Source organism: Cryocola sp. 340MFSha3.1, from assembly GCF_000383315.1.
GTDB lineage: Bacteria > Actinomycetota > Actinomycetes > Actinomycetales > Microbacteriaceae > Leifsonia.
Genome location: NZ_KB911087.1, coordinates 1,704,692 through 1,722,392, shown reverse-complemented (window position 1 = coordinate 1,722,392; position 17,701 = coordinate 1,704,692). Strand labels below are relative to the sequence as shown.

The 17,701-nt window shown below is 69.1% G+C and carries 16 protein-coding genes; 9 read left to right on the top strand and 7 right to left on the bottom strand.

From position 1 onward, the window contains the following. Positions 1 to 67: 67 nt before the first annotated feature. On the top strand, positions 68 to 748 hold the full coding sequence (locus H284_RS0108160) for a TetR/AcrR family transcriptional regulator (protein ID WP_020075856.1): 681 nt from the start codon (positions 68 to 70) through the stop codon (positions 746 to 748). On the opposite strand, the gene H284_RS0108155 is transcribed toward H284_RS0108160, so the two are convergent. The 6 genes from H284_RS0108155 to H284_RS20015 are packed head-to-tail and all read right to left on the bottom strand — an operon-like array spanning position 735 to position 4,067. Next, on the bottom strand, positions 735 to 1,688 hold the full coding sequence (locus H284_RS0108155) for an oxidoreductase (protein WP_231371122.1): 954 nt from the start codon (positions 1,686 to 1,688) through the stop codon (positions 735 to 737). The genes H284_RS0108160 and H284_RS0108155 overlap by 14 nt on opposite strands. 33 nt (positions 1,689 to 1,721) lie before the next feature. Further along, entirely contained in the window at positions 1,722 to 2,087 is a 366-nt protein-coding gene (locus H284_RS20020; protein WP_020075854.1) for a DUF202 domain-containing protein, read from the bottom strand. Beyond that, positions 2,084 to 2,449 (bottom strand): YidH family protein, encoded by a 366-nt coding sequence (locus H284_RS0108145; RefSeq protein ID WP_020075853.1) that lies wholly within the window; start codon positions 2,447 to 2,449, stop codon positions 2,084 to 2,086. Before H284_RS0108145 ends, H284_RS20020 begins: the two co-directional genes overlap by 4 nt. Then, positions 2,446 to 2,580, bottom strand: a complete 135-nt coding sequence (locus H284_RS21250; RefSeq protein ID WP_286132271.1) for a hypothetical protein — start codon at positions 2,578 to 2,580, stop codon at positions 2,446 to 2,448. The genes H284_RS0108145 and H284_RS21250 overlap by 4 nt, the downstream gene beginning before the upstream one ends. Before the next feature lie 13 nt (positions 2,581 to 2,593). Continuing rightward, on the bottom strand, positions 2,594 to 3,472 hold the full coding sequence (locus tag H284_RS0108140; RefSeq protein ID WP_020075852.1) for a formylglycine-generating enzyme family protein: 879 nt from the start codon (positions 3,470 to 3,472) through the stop codon (positions 2,594 to 2,596). Between the two features lies 1 nt (position 3,473). Further along, a complete protein-coding gene (locus H284_RS20015; protein WP_020075851.1) occupies positions 3,474 to 4,067 on the bottom strand; it encodes a PadR family transcriptional regulator in 594 nt (197 codons plus the stop codon). 172 nt (positions 4,068 to 4,239) lie between these two features. Here H284_RS20015 and H284_RS0108130 point away from each other — a divergent pair, with 172 nt between their 5' ends. From H284_RS0108130 to H284_RS0108095, 8 genes are read left to right on the top strand one after another with little or no spacing between them, the layout of a single operon-like run. Then, positions 4,240 to 5,790, top strand: a complete 1,551-nt coding sequence (locus tag H284_RS0108130) for an ABC transporter substrate-binding protein (RefSeq protein WP_029042864.1) — start codon at positions 4,240 to 4,242, stop codon at positions 5,788 to 5,790. Positions 5,791 to 5,808: 18 nt separating this feature from the next. After that, positions 5,809 to 6,750 (top strand): ABC transporter permease, encoded by a 942-nt coding sequence (locus H284_RS0108125; RefSeq protein WP_020075849.1) that lies wholly within the window; start codon positions 5,809 to 5,811, stop codon positions 6,748 to 6,750. Further along, positions 6,747 to 8,597 carry a dipeptide/oligopeptide/nickel ABC transporter permease/ATP-binding protein gene (locus H284_RS0108120; protein ID WP_020075848.1) on the top strand — a complete coding sequence of 617 codons (1,851 nt, stop codon included), beginning with the start codon at positions 6,747 to 6,749 and terminating at the stop codon, positions 8,595 to 8,597. Before H284_RS0108125 ends, H284_RS0108120 begins: the two co-directional genes overlap by 4 nt. After that, positions 8,594 to 9,463, top strand: coding sequence for an ATP-binding cassette domain-containing protein (locus H284_RS0108115; RefSeq protein WP_020075847.1), 870 nt, complete (start codon positions 8,594 to 8,596; stop codon positions 9,461 to 9,463). The genes H284_RS0108120 and H284_RS0108115 overlap by 4 nt, the downstream gene beginning before the upstream one ends. 23 nt (positions 9,464 to 9,486) lie before the next feature. Beyond that, positions 9,487 to 11,247, top strand: coding sequence for a sulfatase (locus H284_RS0108110; protein ID WP_020075846.1), 1,761 nt, complete (start codon positions 9,487 to 9,489; stop codon positions 11,245 to 11,247). Beyond that, positions 11,244 to 12,917 (top strand): sulfatase family protein, encoded by a 1,674-nt coding sequence (locus H284_RS0108105; RefSeq protein WP_020075845.1) that lies wholly within the window; start codon positions 11,244 to 11,246, stop codon positions 12,915 to 12,917. Before H284_RS0108110 ends, H284_RS0108105 begins: the two co-directional genes overlap by 4 nt. Continuing rightward, on the top strand, positions 12,914 to 15,370 hold the full coding sequence (locus H284_RS0108100; RefSeq protein ID WP_020075844.1) for a beta-glucosidase H: 2,457 nt from the start codon (positions 12,914 to 12,916) through the stop codon (positions 15,368 to 15,370). The genes H284_RS0108105 and H284_RS0108100 overlap by 4 nt, the downstream gene beginning before the upstream one ends. After that, positions 15,367 to 16,920 carry a sulfatase family protein gene (locus H284_RS0108095; RefSeq protein WP_020075843.1) on the top strand — a complete coding sequence of 518 codons (1,554 nt, stop codon included), beginning with the start codon at positions 15,367 to 15,369 and terminating at the stop codon, positions 16,918 to 16,920. Before H284_RS0108100 ends, H284_RS0108095 begins: the two co-directional genes overlap by 4 nt. On the opposite strand, the gene H284_RS0108090 is transcribed toward H284_RS0108095, so the two are convergent. Next, positions 16,904 to 17,677 (bottom strand): GDSL-type esterase/lipase family protein, encoded by a 774-nt coding sequence (locus H284_RS0108090; protein ID WP_020075842.1) that lies wholly within the window; start codon positions 17,675 to 17,677, stop codon positions 16,904 to 16,906. The two genes, H284_RS0108095 and H284_RS0108090, sit on opposite strands and share 17 nt — an antisense overlap. Positions 17,678 to 17,701: the final 24 nt, after the last annotated feature.

The window sequence follows — 17,701 nt, the reverse complement described above, 5'->3', positions numbered from 1 at the left end:
GACGAACAGCGTTCGCGAACAATGTTCGTAGAGAATGACGATCGTGTCAATTAGCTACACTGGGGGGATGCCGCTGCCCGCTGAGCCCGTTTCGCGCCGTGACCGCCCGGCGAAGCCGCCGTTGTCGCGGCGCTCGATCCTCGACGCCACCCTCGGGCTGATCCGCGAACGCGGAGTCGAGGCCGTGACGCTCCGCGACGTCGCCGCGGCGGTGAACACGGGCCCGGCGTCGTTGTACGCGTACTTCGGGGGTCGGGATGTGCTGCTCGAGCACGCGCTCGACGACGTCTACGCGGGCATCGAGCTCGTCGCTCCGGTCGACGGGGACTGGCGGGCGGCGTTGGCGGCCACGGTCGTCAACACGGTCGACGCGCTCGAGTCGTTCCCGGGCCTCGGCGCGGTCGCGCTCGGCACCATCCCGACGCTTCCGGGGGCACTGCGTCTCGCAGAGCACGAGCTCGCGCTCATGGAGGCCGGCGGCATCCCCGATGCGGATGCCGCGCTCGCCGTCGATCTCATCGCGCAGTTCGCGGCGTCGACCGCCGTCGAACGCACCGTGCGTGATCGCTCGGCCGTCGCCGGCATCCCCGATTCGGATGCTCTCGCCGTCTACTCGACCGCGGACCCCGAGCTGTTCCCGCGCGTCCGGCGGCTGGCCCCGGCGCTGACCGGAGCGGACGAGCGCCGACGGCGCGACTTCGCGATCGACGTCATGCTCTCGGGGCTCACCTCGATCAGCCGGGCGTGACCGCCGCCGGCCCGGAGACGCTTCCCGTTCCATCGCTCGCTGCGGCGAGAAGGGGCACGACCACATCGCTGATCGGCGTCGGGATGCCATGAGCGCGGCCGAGGCGCTGCACGACACCGTTCCGTGCGTCCCACTCCAGAGGGCGACCCGCTTCGCGGTCGGCGAGGATGGAGGTGCCCAGGTCGGCGGGGAACGACTGGAACCGCGCGAGCAGCTGGGCCGGGACATCGTCGTCCAGCGCAGCCCCTTCGGCCCGCGCGACGGCGAGACACTCGTGGAGGTAGTCCAGCGCCAGTCCGGCGATGTCGTCTCGCCGGAACATCCCCGCCCTGCGGCCCGTCAGCACCATGAGACCGGCGACGGCGTTCTGGAGCAGCTTGCGCCATGCGACCGACGCGAAATCCGTGGACAGCTCGACCTCGCACCACGTGGTGCTCAGCGCCTGGGCCGCGGCCGACGCTGCCGGGGAGTGCGGCAGGGTGAGGCGCGCGTCGCCGCGCAGCAGTACGGAGCCGTCGGGCTGCGTCTCGGCGGGGAACCACACGACGGCGGGGACGACACGTCCTTCCGGGAGGAGCGGCGCCAGCGCCGCCTCCTGTTCGACGCCGTTCTGCAGCACGCAGACGACGGTCTCCGGCCCGACCAGTGCCGCCAGCCACGGTGACGCGGCCTCGAGCTGGGGGGTCTTCACCGCGAGGAAGACGAGATCTGCCGGATCGGCGACCTGCGACACATCAGTGATGACGGGTCCAGGGACCACGATGTCGTGATCTCCGCGATGAAGGACGAGCTGGTCTCGAGCCGTGCGTCCGTAGAGCTGAACGGGGGTGCCCGCCTCCTGCAGCGCCGCGGCAACGGTGGTGCCGATCGCGCCGGGGCCGATCAGGGCGATCGTCTCCGGCGCCGACGAGGTGCCGCCTCGCGGATGGACTGCGCTCATGCCGACCACCCTATTCCGCGGGTGCGTCCGACCTCATCGCGGGAGCGAGGCGCCGAGGGCACCGCTCACTGCGAGCACGATCACGACGATGATGCTGACGAGGGCGCCGCCGAAGACGAAAGCCGCCGTGGCCGCGATGAGGCGACCCTCGGCGATCGGCGCACGATCGCCGTCGGTGGTGAGCTGCCCGTGGTGCCCGCGATAGCGGCGATGGATCATGGCGAGCAGGATGCCGGCGATCACCACGCCGGTCAGCCCGAGGAGCGCCGACCAGGCGCCGAGCAGCTCGGGCAGGATGCGCGCGGCGACGAACGATCCGACGAGAAGGGCGAGCCCCGTCCGCCGCCACGCGAGAGCTGTGCGTTCGGGTTGCAGGCCCGGGTCGAACGGGGCGTTCATCGCAGCAGGACGCCCACCAGGACCAGCACACCGACCGCGGTGACGACGACGCTCAGGACGACGGTCAATGGTGCCGACGGCAGCGGGGTCCCGTGTCGCAGGGCGGACTCGGTGCGCTTCCAGCCGTACCAGGCCTGGACGGGCACGGCTGCGCCGGAGATCAGCAGCAGGAGGGACGCGGCGAGGCGGAACCCGGGGTGGATGCCCAAACCGAGGGCCTCGAGCGCGACACCGCCGGCGAGGAGGGCGAGGCCGGTGCGGAGCCAGGCGAGGAATGTCCGTTCGTTGGCGAGGGAGAAGCGCGCATCCGGCTCGTCGCCACTGGAGAAGACGGACCGCGGGAAGCGTGTGTCGTCCGTCATCCGCGGTCGTCGTCCGCGGGGACGTCGCTTCCGGCAACGGCAGGGGACGGGACGAGGAAGGCGCCCCGGCCCGGAGCGCAGCAGTCCGGAACGGAGTCGGCTGAGGTCTGCTGTTCGCTGTCTGAGGTCATGGGATTCTCCTCGTCACTCGGCGTCGCGAAGGGCGACGGTGCGGAACCCGGCGTTGGACATCGCCGAATCGGGGGTGTTCTGCGACCGGGCCGAGTTGCGGTAGCGGTTGCAGTACGAATCGTGGCAGAGGAAGGAACCGCCGCGCAGCACGCGTTGATTCCCGGCCTCGGGTCCGGCAGGAGAGGATCCGGGGGAGCGGTCGTAGTAGCCCGGGTCGTGCCAGTCCTGGCACCACTCCCACACGTTTCCGACCGTCTGGTAGAGCCCGTAGGCATTCGGCTCGTAGTGCCGGGCGGGGGCCGTCGTCAGGAAGCCGTCCTCCAGCGTGTTGACGGTCGGGAAGTCGCCCTGCCAGATGTTGCAGTTCCAGGTTCCGTCGACCATCAGCTCGTCGCCCCACGGATAGCGTGCACCGTCCAGTCCGCCGCGGGAGGCGTACTCCCACTCGGCCTCGGTCGGGAGCCGGCGTCCGGCCCACGCGCAGTAGGCCTGGGCGTCGTTCCAGGTCACCTGCACGACCGGATGGTCGCCGATCCCGTCGAGGTCGGAGTGCCGGCCGCCCGGATGGCGCCAGTCGGCCGCGGCGACGCCGAGCCACCACGGCGTCTGCGGAGGACGGCCGAGGACATCGGCGTCGTCGCCCGCGAAGGCGAGGTGGAACACCGCGGAGTATCCGAACACCTCAGACTCGGTGCGGTACCCGGTGTCGTCGACGAATCGGGCGAAGTCGTCGTTCGTCACCGTGTGGATGTCGATCAAGAACCCGGGGAGCGACACCTCGTGGAGGGGCCGCTCGCCGTCCGCGGTCCGCCCGTCGCCCGTCCGGTCGCCCATGGTGAAGACGTCTCCGGGGAGCGAGGCCTGGGGGATGCGGTGAGCGTCGTGGTCCATGTCAGTCTCCTACCGCGCTGCCGACCGGCTGCATCGCGCGCTTGCGCTCGCGGATCATCTCCCGCATCTCGATGAGGCGGGCGACCATCGTATCCATGGCGGCCGCTCCGGACTCGTGCTGGAAGTCCTCGACGGTGGTCGCCAGGTCGACGTCGAAACCGGAGTCGGGGTCCGCGTCGATCGTGCGGTCACGGAAGCGATACTTCGCGATCTGGCGTCTGCGCGACTCGATCTCGATCGTCAGGAGGTCGATGACCGCATCCTCGTCGAGGAATCCGGAGAAGAAGAGCCGAGCGCGGAACTCGTAGTTGACGGCCTCGACGTTCGGCCGGAACGGCGTCGTCAGCCAGTCCATGAACACGGTGCGTCCGAGCGGCGTCGCCGCGTAGATCTTCGCGTCGTGCGCACCGGGACGGGTGCTCACCGTATACGTGACCCATCCGCGTTCGGCCATCTGCGAGAGCGATCGGTAGACCTGGCTCATCTGCGTGCGCGGGCGCATGAAGACGCCCTCCATCTCCATGTACCGGGAGAGCTCGTAGCCCGTGCGCGGGCGCACCAGGAGGACGCCGAGGAGGAGGTGTTCCAACTTCATCGTGGTTCCTTCGGGTCGTGCGGGCGGAACGCGGAGCTGACGCGGCGTCCCGAAGAAAAGTATTCCACAAATCACCCTTTTCTACTCAACTTGTTGAATCCTTTCTCGAAACCTGTTAGCTTCGCCGGAAGGTCGGTCCATGGTGGACCGCACGGCACCGGAAGAGACAACGATGTTCAACTTCAGGAAGCGGGTGATCGCGGCAGCAGCCGCGACAGCCATCGCTGCGATCGCACTATCGGGCTGCTCCCCCGCAGCCTCCCCCGCCGGATCGTCGTCCTCGGCGTCGGGCGGGACGCTCACCATCGGCACGATCGTGGCCTCCACGACGTTCGCCGTGAACAACTCGGCCTGGGCGAACGAGTCGCCCTACCTCCAGGCCGTCTACGACACCCTCCTGCACGCCGATCCCGACGGGTCGGTGAAGCCGTGGCTTGCGACCAAGTGGTCGTACAACGCCGACAACACCGTGCTCACGATGAAGCTCCGCGACGATGTGACCTTCACCGACGGCACGAAGTTCGATGCGACGGTCGCCGCCAAGAACCTCCTCCGGTTCCGGGACGGCACCTCGCCCCAGAAGGCCTACCTCAACACGCTGGCCGACGCGAAGGCCGTGGACCCCACGACCCTGCAGCTGACGCTCAGCGCCCCGAACCCGTCGCTGCTCGCCTTCCTCACCCAGAACCCGGGACTGCAGGAGAGCCCGGCCGCTTTCGGCACCCCGGACGAGAAGACGACGCCCGTCGGCTCCGGTCCGTACGTCCTCGACAAGAAGGCGACCGTCGTCGGCTCCACGTACGTCTTCACGAAGAACCCGAAGTACTGGGCGCCCCAGCAGCAGCACTACTCCAAGCTGGTGATGAACGTCTACTCGACCCCCACGGCGATCCTCAACGCCATCAAGGGGCGGCAGATCAACGGGGCACCGCTCACGGACAACTCCACGATTCCGCAGGTCAAGGGTGCCGGATACACGGCCAACGGCCAGCAGCTGAACTTCTTCGGGCTGCTGCTGTTCGACCGCGGCGGTGCGGTCTCGCCCGCTCTCGCGGACGTCAAGGTCCGCCAGGCGATCAACTACGCCTTCGACCGCAAGGCCATGCTCAAGGCGATCGGGCAGGGCTACGGCACGGTGACGTCCTCCATCTTCTCGCCGGACTCCTCCGGCTACGACAAGGCGATGGACAGCTATTACGGCTATGACCCCAAGAAGGCCAAGGCGCTCCTGAAAGAGGCGGGGTACTCCGACGGGGAGATCACCCTGACGATGCCCAGCTCCTCCGGCTTCACCCCGGCGACGTACGCGCTCACCCAGCAGTACCTCGGCGACATCGGCATCAAGGTCAACCAGGTCAACGTGGCACCGACCAGCTTCCTCGGCGATCTCCTCGCCGCCAAGTACGGCAGCACGGTCATGCAGCTGAAGGCCGCTCCGACCACCTGGGAGACCCTGACGCTGGATGTCCTGCCCACGGCGGGATGGAACCCGTTCCACACGACGGACGACACCGTGAACTCGCTGGCGAAGACGATCCAGAGCGGGAGCAAGGCGGACGCAGCGGATGCGGCCAAGCAGCTCAACGAGTACATCGTCAAGCAGGCGTGGTTCGCGCCGTGGTACCGCCCGCAGCAGACGTATGCCACCGACCCGAACACGACGGTCCAGACGCAGACGGGCAACGCCTATCCGTACCTCTGGAACTTCGTCCCGAAGAAGTGACGCGGTAAGGATCACACCATGCTCGCATTCATCACCCGGCGCATCCTGTCCGGCGTCGTGCTCGTCGTCGCCATCTCGGTGATCGCCTTCCTGCTGCTCTACGCGGGAGGCGGCGACATCGCCCGCCGCCTCCTGGGCGAGGACGCCTCGGCTCAGACGGTCGCCCAGAAGTCGCACGAGCTCGGACTCGACCGACCGCTGTTCGTGCAGTTCGGCTCCTGGGTGTCGGGTGTGCTGCACGGCGACTTCGGCACCTCCTGGTTCACCAGCCAGCCGGTCAGCGACGCGATCGTCAGCCGGCTGGCGGTGACCCTCTCCCTGGTGTTCGGAGCGACCATCCTCATCGCGATCGTCTCGGTCGTCCTGGGCGTGCTCGCCGCGACCCGCGGTGGCTGGATCGACGGTGTCGTGCAGGTCATCTCGGTGATCGGCACCGCCATCCCGGCCTTCCTCATCGCGCTCGGCCTGGTGGTGGTGTTCGCCATCAACCTGCACCGGTTCGCGCCGACGGGGTACGTGCAATTCGCCGACTCCCCACAGGGATGGATCAGCTCGATCACCCTGCCCGTGATCGCCCTGTCGCTCGGCGGCATCGCGGGCGTCACGCAGCAGATCCGCGGCTCGATGCTCGACTCGCTCCGCCAGGACTACGTCCGGACCCTCAAGAGCCGCGGGCTGTCGACACGATCCGTCGTGTTGAAGCACGTGCTCCGCAATGCCGCCGGGCCGGCGCTCGCCGTCCTCGGCGTGCACTTCGTCGGCCTGCTCGGCGGCGCCGTCATCATCGAGCAGATCTTCGCGATCCCCGGTGTCGGTCAGGTGGCCGTGACCGCGACCTCCCAGGGCGACATCCCGCTGGTGATGGGTCTCGTCATCGCGACGGCGATCCTCGTCGTCCTGCTCAATCTCGTCGTCGACCTGGCCCAAGGTTGGCTCAACCCCAAGGTGCGTCTGTCATGATCGACCCCCTCGCCGCAGATCTCACGGACGAGATCCAGGCCGCCAAGACGCGGTCCTCGCGCTCGCTGCTCCGCCGTCTGGTGAAGAAGCCCATCGCGGTCGCCACGCTGTCCTTCCTCATCCTGATCGTGCTGGTGGCGATCTTCGGACCGATGCTGGCCCCGCACGACCCCGACGCGGCGTCGGCGGCGGACGTGCTCGGCGGGATCACGCCCGCGCACCCGTTCGGCACCGACAGCGCGGGCCGGGACGTGCTCTCGCGCCTCCTCTACGCCACCCGCTTCAGCATCGCCGGCGCGGCGCTCGCGCTCGTCGTCGCAGCGGTCGTCGGTGTGACCGGCGGCCTGATCGCCGGCTACTACGGCCGTTGGTTCGAGGGGCTCTCCTCGTGGGTGGTCGGTCTCCTGCAGGCGCTCCCCGGCATCGTGGTCCTGCTCGCGGCGCGCGCCGTGCTCGGGCCGTCGCTCTGGACCTCGATGGCGATCTTCGGCGTACTGCTCTCGCCCGCGTTCTACCGCCTCGTGTACTCGACGGTGTCCGCCGTGCGCGACGAACTGTACGTCGACGCGGCCCGGGTCTCCGGGCTGACCGACGGGCGCATCATCTCGCGGCACATCCTCACCGTGGTCCGCGGTCCGGCGCTCGTCCAGGCGTCGTTCGTCGCCGGCATCGCGATCTCGATCCAGGCGGGACTCGAGTTCCTGGGACTGGGCGACCTGTCCATCCCGACCTGGGGCTCCATGCTCAACGAGGGCTTCTCGAACATCTACACCGACCCGGTGCTCATGCTCTGGCCGAGCCTGGCGATCGGCCTGACCTGCATGTCCCTCGTCCTCCTCGCGAACGCTCTCCGCGACACGCTCGAGCAGAGCGGGCGCACCCGGCGCCGGCGTCCGCGCCGCACGGCCGTCGTGTCACCGCCGAGCATCGAGCGTCAGCCCATCGTCGACCACGGCACCGACCACCGGTTCGATCAGGCGGAGGTCCTGCTCTCCGTGAAGGAGCTCGCCGTCGGGTACGCCCAGGAGGACGGCTCGACCACGACCGTCGTCGAGGACGTCTCGCTCACCGTCCACCGGGGCGAGGTGCACGGGCTCATCGGCGAATCCGGGTCGGGAAAGACCCAGACGGCCTGGTCCGTGCTCCGTCTCCTCCCCGAAGGGGGCCGCATCGTCGCCGGGTCCATCTCGTTCGAAGGGCAGGATCTCGCCACCCAGAGCGAGGCCCAGATGCGCGGGCTCCGCGGACTCAAGATCGCCTACATCCCGCAGGAGCCGATGTCGAACCTCGACGCCTCCTTCACCATCGGGAGCCAGCTCGTCGAGCCGATGCGGGTCAAACTGAAGATCAGCAAGGCGGAGGCCAAGAAGCGGGCACTCGAACTGCTCCGCCGGGTCGGCATCCCGAACCCGGAGCGCACATTCGACTCCTACCCGCACCAGATCTCGGGCGGGATGGCGCAGCGCGTGCTCATCGCCGGCGCGGTCTCGTGCGACCCGGACCTGCTGATCGCCGACGAGCCGACCACAGCGCTCGACGTCACCGTGCAGGCGGACGTGCTCGACCTGCTCCGCAGCCTGCAGAGCCAACGGAACATGGGCATGGTCCTGGTCACCCACAACTTCGGTGTCGTGGCCGATATCTGCGACACCGTTTCGGTGATGCGCTCTGGCCGCATCGTCGAGACCGGACCGGTGCGCGAGCTGTTCGCCCGCCCGCAGCATGTGTATACGCAGTCCCTCTTCGACGCCGTCCTGGAGGAGACCGGAGAGGCGGCGTCCACGCCGGAGCAGGCCGACCAGGTCGAGAAGGCCGAGACGGCCGAACCGAAGGGAGCACTCCGATGAGCGAGACCCTCGTCGACATCCGCGATGTCGTCGTCGAGTACCCGGCCAAAGGCATCGGCAAGAAACCGTTCCGCGCCCTCAAGGGGGTCTCGATCGACATCAAGGCCGGCGAGACCGTCGGGCTGGTGGGGGAGTCCGGTTCGGGCAAGACGACCCTGGGGCGCGCCGTGCTCGGTCTCGCGCCGGTCACCGGCGGATCGATCACCTACGACGGGCGCGACCTCGCCCGGCTCTCCAACAGGGAGCGCCGTGGGCTGGCCCACGAGATCCAGGTGGTCTTCCAGGACCCGTACACGTCGCTGAACCCGTCGATGACCATCGAGCAGATCCTCATGGAGCCGCTGACGGCGCGCGACATGACCGCGAAGGATGCCCGCGCCCGGGTCCGCGGCCTGCTCGACGAGGTGCGCCTGCCCAGCAACGCCGGCCAGCGCCTGCCCCGGGAGTTCAGCGGCGGACAGCGCCAGCGCGTCGCGATCGCCCGAGCGCTCGCCCTCCAACCACGGCTCATCGTCTGCGACGAGCCCGTCAGTGCGCTCGACCTGTCGACACAGGCGCGCGTGCTGGAGCTGTTCAAAGAGATCCAGGACCGCACCGGCGTGGCCTACCTCTTCGTCTCCCACGACCTCGCCGTCGTGCGGCATCTGAGTCACCGCGTCGCGGTCATGTACCACGGGGAGATCGTCGAATGGGGTGAGGCGGAGCAGGTCACCACTCAGCCGCAGCATCCGTACACGCAGCGGCTGTTCCTCGCGGCGCCAGTGCCCGACCCGGTGCTCCAGCAGAAGCGGCGGACCGAGCGGCACGCGCTCCTCGCCAGTCAGAACCGTGACTCGACGAGCACGGTCGCCGTGCCCGCCGTCTGATCCGAAGCGAGGATTCCTTCACCATGCGCGCCATCATCCTGATGTTCGACAGCCTCAACCGGCACATGCTCCCGCCCTATGCGGACACCTTCGTGGACGCCCCCAACTTCGTGCGACTCGCTCGCCGGGCGGCGACGTTCGACAACTTCTACGCGGGCTCCATGCCGTGCATGCCGGCCCGACGCGAGCTGCACACAGGCCGGCACAACTTCCTCCACCGGAGCTGGGGTCCGCTGGAGCCGTTCGACGACTCCATGCCCGAGATGCTCAAGGACGCCGGAGTGCACACGCATCTCGTCTCCGACCACCAGCACTACTGGGAGGACGGGGGCGCCACGTACCACACGCGCTACAACACCTGGGAGTTCTTCCGCGGCCAGGAGGGCGACAACTGGAAGGGGGACGCCGACGCTTTGCGGGGCGTCCGTTTCCCGGCGACGCTCCGCACCCAGGACGCCGTGAACCGCCGCTACATGAGCACCGAGGCCGAGCACTCGCAGACCCGGACGGTGGATGCGGGCATCGAGTTCCTGGAGACCAACGTCGATGCGGACAGGTGGCTGCTGCAGATCGAGCTGTTCGATCCGCACGAGCCCTTCTTCGTGCACCAGCAGTATCGAGATCGCTACCCGGAGACGTACGACGGGCCCGAGTTCGACTGGCCGGACTACGCCAAGGTCGTGGAGCCGGCCGACCAGGTCGAGCACGCGCGCACGCAGTATGCGGCACTCGTCTCGATGTGCGACCACTCGCTCGGCCGTGTGCTCGACTACATGGACGAGCACGACATGTGGTCCGACACGATGCTGATCGTGAACACCGACCACGGCTTCCTGCTCGGGGAGCACGGCTGGTGGGCGAAGTCGGTGCAGCCCTGGTTCAACGAGCTCGTGCACCTCCCAATGTTCCTCTGGGACCCGCGGTCGCAGGGAGCGGACACCCGTCGTGGCGAGCTCGCCCAGACGATCGACATCGCTCCGACGGTGCTGAAGTTCTTCGGCCTGGAGCCGACGCCCGACATGCTGGGGAAGGACCTCGCCCAGGGGGAGGGCAAGGACGGCGCACTGTTCGGCATCCACGGCGGCCATGTCAACGTCACGGACGGACGCTACGTCTACATGCGTGCCAGCGCCGACGCGGGAAACGGTCCCATCGAGGACTTCACCCTCATGCCGACGCACATGCGCAGCCGGTTCCGGGTGGAGGAGCTGGAGCACTGGGAACCGGCGGAGCCGTTCAGCTTCACCAAGGGCCTCCGCACGATGCGGGTCGACGCCGAAGGCGGGTTCCGCATCAACTCCTGGCAGCACGGCACGCTGCTCTGGGACCTCGAGACGGATCCCGCCCAGGAGTCCCCGATCCTGGACGACGACGTCGAGCTGCGCATGATCGCCCTCCTGCTGCGCCTGCTGCGGGAGAACGACGCACCGGCCAGTGTGTTCGAGCGGCTCGGCCTTCCGCTGCAGGGCGACGCGGAGGCACGGCACCTCGCCGCACGCGCCGACTTCGAGCGGGCGCGCGCCGTGGCTGAACCGCTTCCCGAGCTCGAGACGCTGCCGGCGCTCGCCCTCCTGCAGACCCCGGTGCACGCGCTCCTGGCCGACGACGCGGTCCGGCCGGTCCTCGACCGCCACCTGCCATGGATGGGGACGACGGAGCTCGTCGCGTCCACACCGTGGCTGAGCATCCTCGGGATGGCCCGGTCCGGGGGAATCGGTGCTTCGGAGCTCGTCGCCATCGCCGAGGACTTGGAGGCGGCGACCGAGGCGAGCGTCGTGTCATGAGCCCGTCCGAGCCGCGGCATCCGAACATCCTGTGGATCAGCACGCACGACATCAACCCCGACCTGGGCTGCTACGCCGGAGTCTGGCCGGGCGCCGAGTACGCGGTGACACCGAATCTCGACGCGCTCGCCGCCCGGGGCGTCCGCTTCGACAACGCCTTCGCGGCCGCGCCGATCTGCGCTCCCTCCCGATCCGCCATCATCACCGGGTGCTATCCGACGGCGATCGGCACGATGCACATGCGGTCGAAGGCGGTCCCGCCTCCCACCGTGCGGCTGCTGCCGGAGATCCTGCGCGCAGCCGGCTACTACTGCACCAACAACTGGTTCACCGACTTCCAGCTCGACCTGCCGGAGATCGCGTTCGACGAGTGCAGCCCTCGGGCCCACTGGCGCAACAGGCCGGATGCGGACACCCCGTTCTTCGCCGTGTTCCACGGGATGGCCACGCACGAGTCGCAGCTGTATCTCGACGACGAGGCCTTCGCCGCGGCGACCGCCTCGGTGCCCGAGTCCGCACGGCATGACCCGGCGGCCGCGCCCCTTCCGCCCTACTATCCCGACGAGCCGGAGTTCCGCACGGCCTGGGCGCGCTACGCGGACCTGATCACCGCGATGGACTCCTGGGCGGGCGGCATCCTCGCCGAGCTGGAGGAGGACGGCCTGCTGGAGGACACGATCGTCGTCTTCTGGAGCGACCACGGCAAGGGCATGCCGCGCGCGAAGCGGTGGCCGAACGAGTCCGGGCTCCGCGAGCCGCTGATCGTCAGCTGGCCCGGGCATGTTCCCGAGGGAGTCGCCGCGACCGGGCTCGTCCACACGATGGATCTCGCCCCGACGATGCTCCGGATGGCGGGCATCGACATCCCCGACTCCCTGCACGGTGTCCCCGTGCTGACGGAGGACGGCGGCATCGTGCCCGAGCCGAACGCCTACACATACGGAGGCCGTGACCGTCAGGGCGAGGCCGAGGACCGGTCCCGCACCGTTCGCGACGCCCGCTTCCGGTACATCCGCAACGACTTCCCGGACAAGCCGGCGATGATCCACACCGACTACGCCGACCACTTCCCGACCTGGGCGGCCTACCGGCGCCTCGCCTCGGACGAGGCCCAGCAGCGCGCCCGCGGCGAGCGGCCCTCCGCACTGGATCCGGTGCAGCGCACCGTCGTCGCGCAATCCAAGCCGGCGGAGGAGCTGTACGACATCGTCGCCGACCCGCACGAGACGGTGAACCTCGCCGCCGACCCCGCTCACGCGTCCGACCTGGTCCGGATGCGGGCAGCGCTCGCCGCGTGGCAGGAGCAGTACGGCGACCTCGGTCTCCTGCCCGAGCGCGAGCTCGAGGAGCGGTGGCGACCGGACGGGCGCAGACGGAAGACACCCCCACCGGACGCGGTGGTCGCGGACGGCCTGCTGACACTCGCCAGCGACACCCCCGGCGCGATCCTCGGCTGGACGACAGAAGCCACGCGGGAGCCCGCGGCGGCCGAGCCGCTGCACCAGGCCTTCGGCTCCGCTTCGGCGGATGGCCGACGCTGGCATCCCTACACCTCACCGACCGCCATCGACGGACCCGTCCGGGTCAAGGCCTGGCGACTCGGATACGACCCCAGTGAAGAACTCCTGGTCGAGCCCGCCTCGACCGCTGAACGAACGGACGCTGCATGAGCACCCAGAACACCCTCACCGACCTCACTGAGGACTCGCCCGAGATCACCTCCCGGCTTGAGGCGCTCACCCTGGAGGAGAAGGTCCAACTCCTGACCGGGCGGGACTTCTGGACGACGTGGCCGATCGAGAAGATCGGGTTGCGCCGCATCCTCGTCTCCGACGGCCCGAGCGGCGTCCGCGGTGAGGTGTGGGATGAGCGGTCGCCCTCCCTCAACCTGCCGTCGGCGACGGCGCTCTCGTCCTCGTGGGACACGGAGATCGCCCGCCGCTATGGCGCCGCGTCCGCCGTCGAGGCGAGGCGCAAGGGCGTCGACGTCGTCCTCGGCCCCACCATCAACCTGCACCGGTCGCCGCTCGGAGGCCGTCACTTCGAGGCGTTCAGCGAGGATCCCGTGCTCACCGCGCAGCTCGCCGCGGCCTACGTCGAGGGTGTGCAGGACAACGGCGTCGGCGCAACGCCCAAGCACTACATCGCGAACGACTTCGAGACCGAGCGCTTCACCGCCGACGTGCAGGTGAGCGACCGCGCTCTCCGGGAGCTGTACCTCCGGGCGTTCGAGGACGCCATCACCGAGGCGGGCGCCTGGCTGGTGATGAGCGCCTACAACTCCGTGAACGGGGCCACCGCGACGGAGAACGATCTGCTGGAGACGCCACTGAACTCCGAATGGGGTTTCGACGGCGTGGTGATCAGCGACTGGACCGCGGTGCGGAGCATCGAGAGCGCGAAGCACAGCCAGGACCTCGCCATGCCGGGGCCGGTCGGTCCGTGGGGCGACGCGCTCGTCGATGCCGTCCGTCGCGGCGACGTCGAGGAGGCGGCGATCGACCGCAAGGTGCGCCGACTGCTCCTGCTGGCCGCACGGGTGGGAGCTCTCGAAGGAGTCGAGCCCGTCGTCGCCGAGCCGGTCACGGTGGAGGACGGGGTCGCCTTCGCGCGGGAGGCCGCGGCCGAGGGGAGCGTTCTGGTCGGCAACGACGGCATCCTCCCCCTCGGGCGTCCACAGAGCATCGCGGTCATCGGCCACAACGCGAAGAACGCTCGGACGCAGGGCGGCGGCAGCGCGACGGTGCTCCCGGAGCACGTCGTCTCGCCCCTCGACGGGATCCGGGCCGCGTTCCCGGAAGCCGAGGTCGGGTACGCCATCGGCGCGATCGTACAGGAGGGCCTGGCCGAGTTCGAACGGGACGCGATGGCCAATCCGGTCACCGGCGGACCGGGCGCCCACGTCGAGTTCCTCGACGAGAGCGGCGACGTGATCTTCGCCGAGGATCGCCTCGCCAGCGCCCTCGTCTACTTCGGCGGCGATGCCCCGGTCGGTTCGCTGGGCACGCTCGTGTTCGAGACCGACCTGACGATGGAGGAGACCGGCACCGTCCGCCTCGGCTTCGCCTCCGTGGGAACGGGCCGGGTCTTCGTCGACGGAGAGCTGCTCATCGAGGCGGCGCCGGAGGGCGTCGGCGACGACCTCGGGGCCGCGTTCCTGGCACCGCCCGCGGTCTCGGCCCCGGTGGACTTCGAAGCGGGGCGTTCCCGGCGGGTGCGCGTCGAGCTCCGGCCGCAGCGCCTCGAAGGCGGTCTGAGTCACGCGCTCAGCGTCACCTTCGGCACCGAGCCGGTCGAGACGGACGCCGACCGCCTGATCGCTGACGCCGTCGCCGCGGCCGCCTCGGCCGACGTCGCCGTCGTGGTCGTCGGCACCAACTCCCGCGTGGAATCCGAGGGGTACGACCGCAGCGACCTGCGTCTCCCCGGTCGTCAGGACGACCTCGTCCGGGCCGTCTTGGAGGCGAACCCGCGGACGGTCGTGGTGGTGAACGCGGGCTCGCCCGTCGAACTGCCGTGGCGCGAAGACGCGGCAGCGGTCCTGCTCACCTGGTTCGGCGGCCAGGAGTACGGTGCCGCCGTCGCGGACATCCTCACCGGGGCGCGCGAGCCCGGGGGACGGCTGCCCACCACCTGGCCCGCCCGGATGGCCGACGTCCCCGTCCTCGACGTGACGCCGGTCGGCGGGGTGCTGCGCTACGACGAAGGCATCCACATCGGCTACCGCGCCTGGCTACGCGCGGGTGCGACGCCCGCCTACCCGTTCGGTCACGGCCTCGGGTACACGACCTGGAGCCTCTCGGATGCTGCGACCGATGGCTTCGCAGCGGAGAAGGCCGACGTCCGGGTCGGGGTGACCAACAGCGGCGATCGCGCAGGGAAGCACGTCGTGCAGGTGTACGCGGAGAAGAGGGACTCGGCCGTCGAGCGACCGGAGCGCTGGCTGGTGGGCTTCGCTGTGATCCGCGCGGCAGCCGGTGAGACCGTCGAGGCGACGATCCCCGTCCCGCGCAGAGCCCTCGCCTACTGGGACGGCGGCTGGCAGTTCGAGGCGGGCGACTACGTCCTCCGGCTCGGCTCCTCCGCAACCGACCTCCCCCTGGCCCTCACGGTGACCCTGTGACCGCCCCCGACTCGAGCCCGCAGGAGAACACCGTGAAGAACACCGCGAAGCGACCGAACATCATCTTCATCATGTCGGACGACCACGCTGCGCACGCCATCTCGGCGTACGGCAGCCGGGTCAACGTCACCCCCAACCTCGACCGGATCGCGCAGGAGGGGATGCGCATGGATGCGGTGTACTGCACGAACTCGATCTGCAGCCCCTCCCGCGCCACCATCCTGACCGGGACGTACAGCCACGTGAACGGAGTCTCGTCGATCTGGACCGAGCTCGACTACCGGGTCCCGACGTTCGTCGAGGTGCTGCAGCGCAACGGATACAAGACGGCGATGTTCGGCAAGTGGCACCTGGGCGAGCACGGCCAATCGCTGCCGCGCGGATTCGACGCCTGGAAGATCTTCCCTGGTCAGGGCGACTACCTCGATCCCGAGATGATCGACGCCGACGGCGCACGCATCGTGCCCGGCTACGCCACCGACATCGTGACCGACCTGTCGATCGACTGGATCGACAGCCTGGATGCCGATCAGCCGTTCTGCGCGATGGTCCACCACAAGGCGCCCCACCGTCCGTGGGTGCCGGACGAGAAGCACAGGCACCTCTACGCCGACGGGAGCATCCCGGAGCCGGAGACCTTCTTCGACGACTACGCGACCCGCAGCAAGGCCGTGCGCGGCGTCCACATGACGATCGCCGACGACATGGGCGCCGACGACCTCAAGACCGAGGTGCCGGAGCACCTCCGGGGCGAGGAGAACCGGGAAGCCCGCATGAGCTGGAAGTACCAGATCTACATGCGGGACTATCTGCAGTGCATCCAGTCGATCGATGACAACGTCGGGCGGATGCTCGATCATCTGGAAGAGATCGGCCAGGCGGAGAACACGCTCATCGTCTACACCTCCGACCAGGGCTTCTTCCTCGGCGACCACGGGTGGTTCGACAAGCGGCTCATGTTCGACCAGTCGCTCCAGATGCCGATGCTGGTGCGCTGGCCGCTTCAGATCGAAGCGGGAAGCCGGTGCGAGGCGATCATCACCAACGTCGACTTCGCCGCGACCTTCCTCGACGCCTGCGGTGTCGATCCCTCCGATCTCCCCACCTCCCAGGGCCGCAGCTTCCTGCCGCTCCTGCGCGGCGAGCAGATCGAGGACTGGCCGGACGCGATGTACTACCGCTATTGGGAGCACGACGACCCGATCCACGCCGCCCCCGCGCACTACGGCATCCGGACCGATCGCTTCAAGCTCATCTACTACTACGGTGCGGGGATGGGCGTTCCCGGCGCTTCCGATCGGATCCTGGAGCCCGAGTGGGAGCTCTACGACCTCCGCGACGACCCGACCGAGGTCCGGAACGTCGCGGACGATCCGGCGTACCGGGAGATCCGCCGCGGGCTCGAGGCGAAGATGACCGAGTACCAGCGGCACTATCGCGACGAGCCGTATGTCGGACCGGACACGCCCCGGCCCGTCTGGGGTCCCTACGACGTCGAGCTCTTCGAACGCGTCCAGAAGTACGTGGAGAGCATCAGGGCGTCGAGCTGATCGTCGGCTCGTCCGCGTCCGCGGATCGCAGTTCCTCCTGGAGTCCGTGGCGTACGGCGGACGCGAACCGCTCATAGCCGCGGGCGTTGAAGTGCAGCCGGTCCGGGCCGAACAGCCCGCGGTCGATGCTCCCGTCGGGCCGGAGCAGGAACGAGGACGTCTCGATGAAGCGGAAGCCGACGCGGTCGGCTTCCGCTTCGATCATCGCATTGGCGAGGGTGATCTCGCCGCGCACGCGTGCGCGGGCGGGGGCTTCCGTGATCGCGACGTAGTAGATGCGGGAATCGGGCAGACGCCGCCGGGCCGACTCCAGGTACCGGAGCACCAGCGGGGCGGCGTCGGCCGCCGGTTTGCTCGCAAAGGGGATGCCGTTGATGTCGTTCGACCCCACGTACACCACGAGCACCTCGGGGTCGAAGGGGACGACCATCCGGTCGAAGAACCAGAGGTGATCGCCCGCCTTCGTCCCGCCGATGCCGATGTTGGTCGACCTCAACGGTGCAAGGTCCTCATCGGAGGACGTCCAGAACTCGAAGAACGAGCTCCCGGTGAGGAGCACGCCGCCCGTCGGGTAGGTGCCGCCGAAGCGCTCTTCCTGCTCGCGCACGCGGCCTTCGTACTGCGTGGGGTCATCTCGGCCGAAGCGGCGCAGCGCGGCCGCGCCGGCAGCGACGAGGCCGGCCAGCACGCCGACACCGACGAGTGCACCGACGCGGATGAGCCGATGTCGTGCTCGGGCCGACGGTGATGGATTCACGTCTCCTCCTCGCCGTGGCGTTCT